Origin of the sequence: Streptosporangium sp. NPDC004379, assembly GCF_042873875.1 — a bacterium.
Classification (GTDB): Bacteria; Actinomycetota; Actinomycetes; order Streptosporangiales; family Streptosporangiaceae; genus Streptosporangium.
Genome location: NZ_JBIAMC010000003.1, coordinates 466431 through 479004, shown reverse-complemented (window position 1 = coordinate 479004; position 12574 = coordinate 466431). Strand labels below are relative to the sequence as shown.

At 74.7% G+C, this 12574-nt stretch carries 9 protein-coding genes and 1 other RNA gene; 3 read left to right on the top strand and 7 right to left on the bottom strand.

Annotation, left to right across the window (positions count from 1 at the left end; all coding sequences use genetic code 11):
- Positions 1 to 54: 54 nt before the first annotated feature.
- Both ACFYSC_RS09355 and ACFYSC_RS09350 read right to left on the bottom strand, forming a co-directional pair.
- The gene (locus ACFYSC_RS09355; protein ID WP_389958931.1) at positions 55 to 2286 is read right to left on the bottom strand and encodes an acyl-CoA dehydrogenase; all 2232 of its coding nucleotides are present in this window, start codon (positions 2284 to 2286) and stop codon (positions 55 to 57) included.
- A 54-nt stretch (positions 2287 to 2340) separates the two neighbouring features.
- Positions 2341 to 3363 carry a hypothetical protein gene (locus tag ACFYSC_RS09350; protein WP_389958929.1) on the bottom strand — a complete coding sequence of 341 codons (1023 nt, stop codon included), beginning with the start codon at positions 3361 to 3363 and terminating at the stop codon, positions 2341 to 2343.
- Between the two features lie 98 nt (positions 3364 to 3461).
- On the opposite strand from ACFYSC_RS09350, the gene ACFYSC_RS09345 reads away from it, so the two are divergent.
- The 3 genes from ACFYSC_RS09345 to ACFYSC_RS09335 all read left to right on the top strand — a co-directional run bounded on the left by ACFYSC_RS09345 (position 3462) and on the right by ACFYSC_RS09335 (position 5342).
- The gene (locus tag ACFYSC_RS09345; RefSeq protein WP_389958926.1) at positions 3462 to 4625 is read left to right on the top strand and encodes a S1C family serine protease; all 1164 of its coding nucleotides are present in this window, start codon (positions 3462 to 3464) and stop codon (positions 4623 to 4625) included.
- Positions 4626 to 4707: 82 nt separating this feature from the next.
- Positions 4708 to 4941 (top strand): hypothetical protein, encoded by a 234-nt coding sequence (locus ACFYSC_RS09340; protein WP_389958924.1) that lies wholly within the window; start codon positions 4708 to 4710, stop codon positions 4939 to 4941.
- On the top strand, positions 4938 to 5342 hold the full coding sequence (locus ACFYSC_RS09335; RefSeq protein ID WP_389958922.1) for a type II toxin-antitoxin system VapC family toxin: 405 nt from the start codon (positions 4938 to 4940) through the stop codon (positions 5340 to 5342). The genes ACFYSC_RS09340 and ACFYSC_RS09335 overlap by 4 nt, the downstream gene beginning before the upstream one ends.
- A 77-nt stretch (positions 5343 to 5419) precedes the next feature.
- Here ACFYSC_RS09335 and ACFYSC_RS09330 read toward each other — a convergent pair whose 3' ends face one another.
- The 5 genes from ACFYSC_RS09330 to ssrA form a co-directional block, all read right to left on the bottom strand.
- Positions 5420 to 6013 carry an OmpA family protein gene (locus ACFYSC_RS09330; protein WP_389958919.1) on the bottom strand — a complete coding sequence of 198 codons (594 nt, stop codon included), beginning with the start codon at positions 6011 to 6013 and terminating at the stop codon, positions 5420 to 5422.
- A complete protein-coding gene (locus ACFYSC_RS09325; RefSeq protein ID WP_389958917.1) occupies positions 5997 to 6641 on the bottom strand; it encodes a hypothetical protein in 645 nt (214 codons plus the stop codon). Before ACFYSC_RS09325 ends, ACFYSC_RS09330 begins: the two co-directional genes overlap by 17 nt.
- Before the next feature lie 91 nt (positions 6642 to 6732).
- Entirely contained in the window at positions 6733 to 9690 is a 2958-nt protein-coding gene (locus tag ACFYSC_RS09320) for a BTAD domain-containing putative transcriptional regulator (protein WP_389958914.1), read from the bottom strand.
- 3 nt (positions 9691 to 9693) lie between these two features.
- Complete coding sequence (locus ACFYSC_RS09315; RefSeq protein WP_389958911.1) at positions 9694 to 11538, bottom strand: serine/threonine-protein kinase; 1845 nt, start codon at positions 11536 to 11538, stop codon at positions 9694 to 9696.
- A 298-nt stretch (positions 11539 to 11836) separates the two neighbouring features.
- Positions 11837 to 12221, bottom strand: a transfer-messenger RNA (tmRNA) gene (ssrA, locus tag ACFYSC_RS09310).
- Between the last annotated feature and the right edge of the window lie 353 nt (positions 12222 to 12574).

Below are 12574 nucleotides of genomic sequence, written 5' to 3'. Positions count from 1 at the left end.
GGCCGGTCCCGGAGGGACGGCCACGGACGGGCTCGGAGGCGCCGCCGCCGCGAGCTACCGGCCCGGCTCCGGGTCGCGCGGCAGGCCGAGCATGCGCTCACCGATGATGTTGAGCTGCACCTCGGTGGTGCCGCCGTAGATCGTCATCGCCCGGGTGGCGAGCACGGCGCGGTTCCAGTAGCCGGCGTCGCCGAGCTTCATGTCGGCCGCGACCACCGCGGCCGCGCCGAGCAGGCCGACCGCGCACTCCGAGACGTGCTGGGCGTGCGAGGTGGACAGCAGCTTGCGCACCGAGGCGTCGGCACCCGGCTCCGCGCCGGTGAGCTGCTTCAGCGTCACCCGCATGCCGAGGGCGCTGATCGAGTGGCCCTCGCAGACGACCCGGGCCACCTCCTGGCGCTCGGCGGGGGTCAGCTCGCGGCCGAGCCGCCCGGCCAGGCCGATCAGGTCGGGGACGGACGCCCCGGTGCCGCCGGAGCCCGCCGACAGCGAGACCCGCTCGTTGGACAGCGTGTTGCGGGCGACCTTCCAGCCCTGGCCGACCTCGCCGACGACCAGCTCGTCCGGGACGAAGACGTCGTCCAGGAAGACCTCGTTGAACAGGTTCTCGCCGGTCATCTCGGTCAGCGGCCGGACGGTGACGCCCGGGGCCTTCATGTCGACGATGAAGTAGGTGATGCCCTCGTGCTTGGACCCCTCGGAGGAGTTGCGGGCGATGCAGATGCCCCACTCGGCGACGTGGGCCACGGAGGTCCAGATCTTCTGGCCGTTGAGCCGCCAGCCGCCCTCGGTCTTCTCGGCCTTCATCTGCAGTGAGGCGAGGTCGGAGCCGGCGCCCGGCTCGGAGAAGAGCTGGCACCAGATCATCTCGCCGCTCAGCGTGGGCGGCAGGAAGCGCTCCTGCTGCTCGGGCGTGCCGTACGCGACGATCGACGGCACCACCCAGGCGCCGATGATCATCTGAGGCGTCCGGACGCGGGCGGCCTTGAGCTCCTGGAGGATCAGCACCTGCTCCAGCGGCTTGGAGTCGCGGCCCCAGGGGCGGGGAAGGTGCGGCATGACGAACCCGGCTCCGGCCAGGGCCCGCTTCTGCTCCTTGCCCTCCAGCGCGGCGATCTGGGCGATCTCGGCGCGGATCTCCTCGCGCAGCGCCGCCGACTCCTCCGGGAGCTCGATCTCCATCTCCCGGCTCACGCCGGAGAGCGCGAGCCCGGCGACCCGTTCGGCCCACTCGGCCGAGGGGCCGAGCAGCGCGCGCAGGGTCAGCGCGCGGCGGTAGTAGAGGTGGGCGTCGTGCTCGAAGGTGTAGCCGATGCCGCCGAAGATCTGGATGGCGTCCTTGGCGCACTGCACGGCGGCGTCGGGCGCGACGACCCCGGCGATCGCGGCGGTGTAGGCGGCCACCGCGGCGGCGCCGTCCCCCTCCCCGGCGGCCTCGGCCGCGGCACGGGTGGCGTCCCAGACCGTGGCGCGGGCCTGCTCCAGCGCGACGAGCATCCGGGCGGCCTTGTGCTTGACGCCCTGGAACTGGCCGATCGGGCGGCCGAACTGCACGCGCACCTTGGCGTACTCGGCGGCGGCGCGCACGCACCACGCCGCGACGCCCGCGGCCTCCGCGCCGAGGAGGATTGCCGCGAGGTCGCGGACCTCGGCGCCGGTGAGGCCGTCCAGCACCCGCCCGGCGGGCACGGTCACCGCGTCCAGCTCGGCCCTGGCCACGCCGCGGGTGAGGTCGAGGGACGCGACCGGCGTCACGGTCACCGCGGAGGCGTCCAGCACGACCCATTCCGCCTCGTCCCGGCCGGTGTCCACGGGGAGCACCAGGACGTCGGCGAGCGCGCCGCCCAGGACCGTCGCGGCGGTGCCGGTGACGGTGAGCGCCCCGGCGTCGTCACGGGTGCCGGTGAGGGACCCGCCGAGCGCGACCGCGCCGGTCAGCGTGCCGTCGGCGAGGCCGGGCAGCAGTTCGGCGCGGGCCTTGCCGTCGGAGGCCAGGATCGCGGCGGCGGCGAGGACGGTGGGGACGTAAGGGCCGGGGGCCGCCTTCTCACCGAGGGCCTCGACGGCGACGGCGGCCTCCAGCAGGCCGTAGCCGCTGCCGCCGTACTCCTCGGGGAGGTGCAGGCCGAGAAGACCCTGACCGGCGAGGGCGGGCCAGAAGGCGGGGCGCTCCCCGTCCCCGGCCGCGACGGCGGTGCGCACGACCTCGGGGCGGATGTTCCGCTCGGCCCAGCCGGTCACCGACTCGCGGAGCGCCTCGTGCTCCTCACTCAGTCCGATCGCCATGACAGCCTCCAGATACGGTTCTCTGCCAGAACCATATTCTAGAAGTTGCTTCCATCACAACGGCCGGGCACTGGCCATCAGGGGGGCGATGTCCGCCCAGAGCTGCTTGCGCGAGTCGGGCACGGTCACGAAGAGCATGGCGGGCTTGCGGCGGCCGACGTCGAGCACGGTGACCGCCGCCTGGGAGGTGCGCTTCCTGCCGTCCAGCACGTAGGTCACGCGGTATCCGAGCGTCCAGCCCCTGCCGCCGGCCGCCTTCTGCGAGGCCGTCCAGGTGATCTTCCCGCCCGGCGGGTGGTGGTTGGCGGCCGTCCACTTCACCGCCTGCATCGCCGCCGTCCGCAGGGCGGTGTAGGTCTTCAGGGCGGTGGCCGGGGTCGCGCCGGGGAGCATCCCGGAGCCGACGACCGTGCGCGGCAGCCGCGCCGCGCCGACCTGCTGGCCGACCGAGAAGGACGGCACGGCCGCGGTCTTCCAGGGACTGCCGAGCTTGGCGTAGGTGATGTCGGCCATGGTGTCGGTCACCGAGCCGACCACCCCGCTGGGCGTGCCGGGCAGCGTCGCCAGGGCCTTCATCTTGGGCCTGCCGGGCAGCGTGATCGTGGGGACGGCCTTCGCGCCGGGCGCGGCGGCGCCCTCCTGGCGGGGCTGCGCGCTCCGCTCCGGCGGCTCGTCCCCGGAGAACAGGACGAAGACCAGGACGACCGCGGCGGCGGTGAGGAGCGCGGCGACGATGCTGTAGACGGCCCGCAGCGACAGCCCGCCGCGCCGCGCCGGCCCGGTGGGCGAGCCCCCGGACGGCGATGGCGGCACCGGCGGCACCGGCGGCTCCGCCCGTCCTGACCGGTCGCCCGCGGGCGACGGCCGCTCCGGCGCGGGGAACGGTCCATCCGGGTCGATCCTCGGGACCAGCAGGGTCTCCTCGCCGTCCCCGATGGGGAACCGGCGGGGCACCCGGGTGCCGATCATGGTGCCGTCCTCGGCCTGGACCGCGGGCATGGGCGCCGTGGGCGCCTCGTACGACGGGATGTATCTCTCGTGAGAACGCCCGGAGGAGTCACCGTCAACGTCCGCCATGGTCGTCAGGCTACGTCACCGGACCCCGAACGATGAACCCGGACCCGATCAAAACCTCGGCAGGGTACCGCCGCCGGTGTCCGGGAAGATATCCCTGCATGGGGGGATCGACATCGCGGGCCGCGCTGCCGGCGGCCGTCACCATCGCCGTCGCCGTGGCACTCGCGGGCTGCGGCGGGACCGGCGGGACGGGGCTGAGCGGCTCGGTCTCCGACTCGGTCTCCGGCTCGGCCGGCGGACCGCCGGGGAGCCCGCCGACCGCCACGGCCGGCGGGCTCCCCGCCTCCCCGACCGGCACGCCCGCCGGCCCCGGGACGCCGGTCTCGCCGCAGTCCCTCCAGGCGGCCTACGAGCAGGTCATCACCGCGGTGCTGCCGTCGATCGTGCAGATCACCACGAGTGAGGGTCTCGGCTCCGGGGTCGTCTACGACACCGCCGGGCACATCGTGACCAACGCCCACGTGGTCGGCCGGGCCAGGCGCTTCCAGGTGACGCTCGCCAGCGGCGGCCCGCCCCGGGCGGCCAGGCTGGTCAGCTCCTTCGAGCTGGGCGACCTGGCCGTGATCAAGGTGGACGACCCCAGGGGGCTGCGGCCCGCCGCGTTCGGCGACTCCGGCCGTCTGCGGGTCGGCCAGTTCGTCCTCGCCATGGGCAACCCGCTGGGCCTGTCCGGCAGCGTCACCGACGGGATCGTCTCCGCGCTGGGCCGTACGGTCACCGAACCCGCCGACGGCGAGGGCCCCGCCGCGACGATCACCAACGCCATCCAGACGTCGGCGGCGATCAACCCGGGCAACAGCGGCGGCGCCCTGGTCGACCTCTCGGGGAGGGTCATCGGCATCCCCACCCTCACCGCCGTCAACCCCGAGCTGGGGGGCGGCCAGGCGGCCGGCATCGGCTTCGCGATCCCCTCCGACACCGCCGTGGACATCACCCGGCAGATCATCGAGAAGGGCAAGGTCGTCAACACCCGCCGGGCCGCCCTCGGCGTCACCGTGCAGACCGTGATCGGCTCCGACGGCCTGCCGGCGGGGACCGGCGTCGTACGGGTCGACCCCGGCGGCAGCGCCGCGCGGGCGGGGATCCGGACGGGCGACCTGATCGTCTCCATCAACGGCACCGCTACCCCGACGACGCAGGCGCTCTCGGAGGTCCTCGCCGGCCTCGACCCCGGCGACCGCGCCCGGGTGGAGCTGCGCCGCACGGACGGCTCCACCACCGCCGTCACCGTGACCCTGAGCGAACTCCCCGGCGCCGGCTGACCCGGCCGTCACGCTCACCACAAGATCTTCTGTACTGAAGAGAGTGCACGTAGATTCATGCGCCTTGCAGTACATTATGAGCATGAGCAAAGAGATCCTGCAGGTCCGCGAGGTGGACACCGCAGACCTCGCCATCCTGCGCGAGCGGGCGACCAAGGAAGGGAAGTCCCTGTCGGCCTACGTCCGCGACATCCTGCACGACGAGGCGACACGGATGACCAACGCCGAGGTCATCGCCCGGATAGCCGAAGAAGAACCGGTGGACGTGAGTCTCGACGAACTTCGCTCCTATGTGGAGAAGGACCGCTCCTGGTGACCGTCGTCGACACCTCGATCATCGTGCGGCTGTTGCTCGCCGTCAAAGGCGACGACCTGCTGCGGCAACGCCTGGCAGGGGTGGGACGCAGCCTGCACGCCCCGGCCCATCTCGACATCGAGGTCCTTTCCGCGATCAGGGGACTGCTGGCCGGAGGGAAGATCCCCGAAGATCGGGCCCGGCGCATGGCCGGACAACTCAACGCCCTGCGCATCACCCGGCACGAGGTGGCTCCGTTGGGCCCACGTGTCCTGGCCTTACGGCACAACTTCACGGCGTACGACGCCGCCTACGTGGTGCTCGCCGAAGCCCTGGAGCAGCCCCTGCTCACCTGTGACGCCAAATTCGCCCGCGCTCCGGAGGGCGCCCACCGAGCCGAGATCCACATCTATCCCGCCTGAGGGGCCGGCCAGAACGACGAAGTCCGCGAGGGCGAGTGCCACCCGCCCCCGCGGGCGTCACGGGGCGGGTGCCGGGGTCAGCCGGCGGTGAAGACGAGTTCGACGCGGCGGTTCCTGGCCCGGTTCTCCTCGGACGGCCTGCCGTCGACGACGTTGGGCACCTTCGGTTCCCGCTCGCCGCGGCCGGTGGCCTGGAAGGTCACGTTCCGCCCGGCCAGCAGCGGCAGCAGCGCCCGCCGCACGGCCTGCGCCCGCCGCAGGGACAGCCGGTCGTTGTAGGCGTCCGCCCCCTGGTCGTCGGTGTGCCCCACGACCTTGACCACCCCGCCGGCCGACTCCGCCGCGATCCGGTCCGCCACCCCGCGCAGCCGCGCCGACGCCCCGGAGGTGAGGGAGGCGCGGTCCAGTGCGAACAGCACGTCACTGGTGATCGCCAGGGTGACCGTCTCACCGGTTTTCGACTCGCTCTCGCTGCCGTCCAGGGACTCGGTCTCGGCGAGGATGTCCTCGACGGGCAGGGCGATGTCGTCGACCGGGGCCGTGGTGCCGTCCGGCGGGTCCGGCTCCGCCAGCACCGGCGACGCGGTCCCGGCGGCGAGCCCTGCCGCCAGCGCCGCCGTCAGCACCGCGGCCGTCAGGGCGCGGCGGGCGCGCTCAGGAGATCGGGACATCGGTGAACACCCCGAGGACCGGCATCTCAACGTTGATCTTCTGCACGTCCGGCGGCGGCGCGGCGTACGTCGCGTACATCGTGACGACCTCCCCCGCGTCGATCGAGTTCTCGTACGCCGAGCACACGCACTTCGTCCCGGTGCCCTCGCCCGTGCGGGCCACCCGGTAGCGCTTGGCGTTGACCGGGTCGACGAGGCTCACCCCGGCCACCGTCAGGCCGAGGTGGGTGGATTCGTCCCCCAGGCGGGTGTACATGCTCCAGTCGGTGTCACCGGTGTTGGTGATGGTCCAGCTCAGCGTGACCATCCGGCCCTGCCGCCTGAGCCCCGTGATGTCCGCGGTCAGCTCGGTGCCCTCGATCTTGGCGTCGCGGGTGGCGATCACCGTTCCCTGCTGGGCGGGGGCGCTGGTCCGCGTGTCCGGCGAAGCCTGGTCGCCCGGCCCCGCCGTGCCGGTCCCGCCGTCCCGCGGCGCCTCGCCGCCCGTCTCCGCCGTCTCCGCCTGCGCGGACCGTGCCTGGCGCTCCTGACCGCCGCCGCCCGGCTGCAGGCCGTCGAGCGCGCCGCACGCCGTCAGGGCCAGCGCGAGTCCGGGTACGGCCACCGCGACGGCGATCTTCCTTCGCATCCTGGGTCACCTCTGTTCGTCGGGGTCGGTGTCGGTCCCGAACCTACCGAGACGACCTTAAGGATCCGTATAGTCCGCTATAACCGGTCCGCTACAGCCGCAGGCCGCGCCGTCGGCGCGCCTCACCCGCGAGCTCCCGGGCCTCGCCCAGGCCCTGCCGGTCACCGAGGACGTCGAGTTCCTCCATGGCGGCGGAGACGATCGCGAACGCCTCATCCACCTCGTCGAGGTCGAGGTGCGCCCCCGCGAGGACGAGGGCCGCGCGGGCCGCGCCCCGGCGGTCACCGTACTCCCTGAAGATCGACGATGCCTCACCCGCCGCCACGCGCGCCGGCTCCGGCAGCCCTTCCGCGCGCGCCACCCGCGCCAGCAGCAGCAGGCCCGCCGCCTCCGGCAACCGGTCGCCCAGCCTCCGGTCGATCCGCAGGGCGCGCTCGACGCGGTCGCGCGCCGCGGCCACGCGCCGCCCCTCCAGGTGCGTCCGGGCCAGGTCGCGCAGCGCCGCCGCCTCGCCCCGGGGGTCGCCCAGCTCACGGTAGGCGTCGAGAGCGGCCGACAGCAGGGGCTCGGCCCGCCGTACGGAGCCCAGCGCGCGCAGCGCGTCCGCCCGGCCGCGCGCGTCGCCGGCCGCCTCGAACTCCGCCAGGCACTCCGACAGGCGCCGTTCCGCCTCCACCGGTTCCCCCCGCGCGAGAAGGACGAGGCCGAGCCGGTACCGGGCGCGTGCCGCCTCCGGCCCGTCGCCCAGCTCGCGGAAACACGACAGCGACTCCCCGAGCTCCCGCGCGGCGTCGTCCAGCCGCCCCTCTGCCCGGTGCAGGTCGGCCAGCGCCCGGCGCAGCAGCGCCTCGCCGTGGCGGTGGCCCGCCCGCCGGGCGGCCGCGAGACCGATCCGGTTCGTCGCGTGCCAGTCCTCCCGATGCGCGCGCAGCTCGAAGAACGGCGTCAGGTAGAAGGCCAGCCGCCAGGCCGCCTCGTCCAGTCCCGCCCGGTGGAAGTCCGCGACGGCCGCGACCAGGAACCCGCGTTCGGCGGCGAGCCACCGGACCGGCTCGCGCAGGTGGACGGTCTCGGGGGCGAGCCCCCGCTCCGTCGTGCGGGCCAGCGTCCGGCCGGTGCCCGGCTCGGCCGGCAGCAGCAGCGCGCGGGCCCGCCGGACCCGGTCCAGGACCTCCCGGGCGAGTACGGCGAGCACCCGCTCCGCCGTCCCCTCCTCCTCGGCGAGGCGTTCGGCGGCGTAGAGACGGGTGAGGTCGTGGCGGCCGTAGCGTTCCTGCCCCGCGTCGTCCAGTCCCCGCGCCTGCAGCAGCCCGGCGCGGGTCAGCTCCTCCAGTTCCCGGTCCACCCGCACGGCCCCGAAGACCGCCGCGGCCGCCCACGGCGCGACGTCCGGCGCCGACAGCGCCCCGAGGCGGCGCAGCAGACGCCGCTCCTCCTCGGCCAGGTCGCGGTAGCCCAGGGCGAGGCTGCTCCGCACGGCCAGGTCGCCCGCGGTCAGCTCGTCCAGCCGCCCCCGCTCGTCCTCCAGCCGCCCGGCCAGGTGCGCCAGCGTCCAGCCGGGACGCCGCGCCAGCCTGGAGCCCGCGATCCGCAGCGCCAGGGGCAGGCCGCCGCACGACACGGCGATCCGCCGCGCGGCCTCCGGCTCGGCCAGGACGCGTGACGCGCCGACCACCCCGGCCAGCATCGCCGTCGCCTCCGCCTCGTCGAGGACCTCCAGCTCGAAGGCGCGGGACGCCTCCAGCCCGTACAGCGGCGACCTGCTGGTCACCAGCGTCAGGCAGCCGCGTCCCGTCGGAAGGAGCGGTCTGACCTGCGCCTCACCGACCGCGTCGTCCAGCACCACCAGCAGCCTCCGGCCGGACACCATGCTGCGGTAGAGCCGCACCCGGTCCTCGATGCCCGCCGGGACCGCGCCCTCGGGGCAGCCCAGCGAGCGCAGCAGGTCCTCCAGCACGGCGCCCGGAGCCGCCGGGCGGTCTCCCCCGGCCCTCAGCGCGGCGTGCAGGCGCCCGTCGGGGAAGTCCCCGCCCAGCACCGTGGCGGCGTGGACCGCCACGGCGGTCTTCCCCGCCCCGGCCGGACCGTGCAGCACCAGGTGGACCGGGGCGCCGTCCGGATCGGGGGCCTCACGGGCGATCCAGTCCATCACCGCCGCGCGGCCGGTGAAGTCCGCGATGTCGGGCGGCGTCTCCTGCGGGACGGGACCTCCGCCGCCCGGCCCGTGCCCCCGCGGCGAGCCGTGTCCCCCGGCGGATCCCCCGGCGACGTGCACGGTGTGCACGCCGTACGACCCGGCCGGCACGCGGGCCGCGTGCGGCTCCGGCCCGGCCAGCACGCTGTCGTGGGCCGCGCGCAGCTCCGCCCCGGGCTCCAGTCCCAGCTCGTCCACCAGAACGCGGCGGGCGTCCTGGTAGGCGGCGAGCGCCTCCGACCGCCTGCCCGCCCAGGCCAGCGCGAGGATCAGCTGTGCCCAGGACCGCTCCCTGAGCGGGTAGGCGGCGACGAGCGCGCGAAGCTCGCCGACGACCTCCCCGTGGCGGCCGAGCACCAGGTCGAGGTCGATCCGCTCCTCGGTGGCGGCGAGACGCGCCTCCTCCAGGCGTACGGCCTGCGTCCGCCACAGCTCGGCCGAGTCGACGCCGGCCAGCGCCGGTCCGCGCCAGAGCCGCAGGGCCTCACGCAGCCCCTCGGCGGCCTCGGCTGCGGCTCCCGCGTCGCGCGCCCGGCGGGCCCGCTCCACCAGGCGGCCGAACAGGTGCGCGTCCACCCGGACGGGATCGACGTCGGCCAGGTAGCCGCCGGGGGCCGTCCGGATCGTCGCGGCGCCCAGCGACCGGCGCAGCGCGCTCACGTAGACCCGCAGGACCGCCTCCGCCGAGGCCGGTGGTCCCTCGTCCCACACCGCGGCGGCCAGGCGGTCGAGCGTGACGACGCGCCCGGCGTTCAGCAGCAGCGCCGCCAGGACCGCCCGATGCTTGGCCGGGCCCGGCGTCAGGTCACGGCCGCCGTCACGGACCTCCAGCGGTCCCAGAACGCCGAACCGCACGGGTCAGTCCCCTGCCGGGCGCGCGCCGAACGAGGCGAACCGGACCCGCACCACCGCGTCACCGTACGGCGCCGCGTACACGCCCGTCTGCCCGGGACCGTACGGATCACTGTCGACGGCCTCACCGGCGAAGCCCTCGTTGACCCACATGCGCAGCGCGATCCTCCGCCCGTCGGGACGGCACTCGGCGACGACGCGATTGTCCGCCGACGCCCTGACCTCCGCGTTCTTGACGGGACCGTAGAGGACGGCGGGCGGGCGGCCCGCCCGCCGCTTGGTGATCGACACCGTTCCCGCGGAGCCGACCGCGAACTCGTAGCGGTCGCCGCCTCCCGCGCCGCCCCGGCACCAGACGCCGAACTCGCCGGTTCCGTCCGTCAGCCTGGCCGAACCGGTGACGACCGTTCCCGTCTCGGGCTCGTCCGGCACGGGCGCCGACTTCCACAGCCGCCACCCCGGGTTCACCGACAGGAGGTAGGCGCCATCGGTCACCCGCGCGCTTCCGGCGTCGGTGGTCCCCTCCGACCAGGGCCGCCGGGCGTCGCCGAAGCCGGCCTGGAACGACCACTGCCCGCCCGGCCGGGTCGTCGCCCACCACACCGCCCCGCCGGCCACCACCGTCACCGCCACCGCCGCGGCGGCCAGACGGGCCGTCGGCCGGATCCGCCGTCCGCGCCCGGCGGCCCGGGGTTCATCCCGCCCGGCCGTGTCAGGCGCGGTACCGGCCGTGCCGGGCGGGGCAGGGGACGCCGGTGGGCCGCCCCACCCGCTCGTGGCGGGCGCCGGCCGCGGGGCGCGGGCGTCCGCCGTACCGGAGGCGGACGGAGGGCCGGCCACCGCGCCGGGCGCGTGACCGCGCGACGGCTCGGACGCGAACCCGCGGTCAAGGGCCGCCCCGGGACCGGGGGCGGGCCCGGAGGCGGGGGCGGGCCCGGGGGCGGAGGCGGGGGCCGTGCCGTACCGGGGGCCGGGACCGGTCTCCATGACGCCGCCGGTCCAGGTGCGCTCGACGACCCGGGTGGCCGTGTCCGGGGTGAGCTCCGGCCCGCCGACCAGTTCGGCGAGCAGCTCCCGGGCGCTCGGCCGCCTGGCGGGGTCCTTGGCCATGGCCCGCTCGACGACACCGCGCATCCGCTCGTCCAGGCCGTCGAGCCGGGGGCCCTCGTTGACGATCCGGTAGAGGACCTCCGCCGGGGCCCCGCCGCCGAACGGCAGCCGCCCGGTCCCCGCGAAGACGATGACGCCGCCCCACGCGTAGACGTCGGCCGCGGGGGTGAGCTCCTCTCCGCGCACCTGCTCGGGAGCCATGAACGCCGGGGTTCCCAGGATCACCTGACTGGTCAGGTTCTCGCCGTCCACCAGCTTCGCGATCCCGAAGTCGATCACGCGCGGTCCCATCGGGGAGAGCAGCACGTTCGACGGTTTGAGATCCCGGTGGATCACTCCGGCCCCGTGGATCGCGTTCAGCGCCACCGCGACCCCGACCGCCAGCGCCTCCAGGTCGGAGCCGGTCATCGGCCCCCGCTCCCGTACGGCCCGCGCCAGGTCGGGTCCCTTGACGTACTCGGTGACGAGGTAGGCGACGTCCCCCTCGACGCCCGCGTCCAGCACCGGAGCCGTGCAGAACCGGGCCACCCGGCGGGCCGCGTCGACCTCGCGCCGGAAGCGCCTGCGGAAATCCGGGTCGCGGGCCAGCTCCGGGTTGATCACCTTCACCGCGGCCAGCGCCCCGGTCGGGGAGGTCGCCAGGTGGACGGTGCCCATGCCGCCGCGCCCGAGCACCCGCCGGAGCAGGTACCCGCCGATGGCGGGCTGCTCGGCCGATATGCCCCGTTCCGAAGGATTCATCGGGCTTAGCGTAGCTTTCCAGCACGATTCTCACGCGCTGCTCTCACGTCCGGCCCTGCCCTGCGCACCGCACGGTTCGCCGGACGGCCGGGGAAGCCGGGAAGGCCGCACCCGAAGGAACGGACCGAGGAGATCCCGCGGACCCGCGGCGTGGACGCCACCGAGATCGCATCCGTCCCGCCTGGAGGCGGACGGAACGAAGCCGAGCCGAGGTCGCATCCGTCCCGCCTGGGGGTGGACGGAACGAAGAAGCCCGCCGGGGCGAGTGCTACTCGCCCCGGCGGGCTTCTTCACGGGGTGGTGGAGGTGGCGGGAATCGAACCCGCGTCCTTCAGCTCCAAAACAGGGCTTCTCCGGGTGCAGCCCGCTGTGCTTTTCTCAGCCCCGGCGATCACGCAGGCAAGTCGCCGACGGGCTCAGCCACTGTTAGATTTCCCGATCTCCCCCGTGGCCGGGTCGATCGGTTGAGCCTCCTAGCGATGCCGGATCCGGGCCGGAGGCGCTCCCGGGCCGGCAGAGGTCACTCGCTGCTTAGGCGGCGAGGGCCAGGTTGCCCTGGCTGACCTCGGAGTGCGTCTTATTGGCACTTGTTGGTCGCGGTCACAGTGTTAACGAGGTTATGTCCGCAGTCCTCGACCCGCTTCCCCTGAGATGCAAAGCCAAAGTCGAAACCAGTCACCCCCCTGTTGAGTTGTCAACCCGACCCCGAAGGGCGGGCTATCCGAAGATACCCGTAACAACACCGTCGATGCCAACCTGATTCCCGCCCGGGAGCCCTTCCGGGCGGGAAGATCCAAAAATCCTGGGGGCGCGGGCGTCGCGCCGCGCGCCCCCGGGATCGACCGGCAGGGTCGAGCCGGTCCGGGCCTACGGGGCCTCCCCGAGACGAGGCCCCGGTCCCATCACAGTGACCGGGCCCGCAACCCCCCAGGCGGTGCCCGGTCACCTGGAAGGACGCAGCGCGGGCGCCCGATGGTTGCTCGGGGCCGCGAGATTGTCGCCGGGAATGCGTGCGAGGCCGGTGACACGGCCGGCT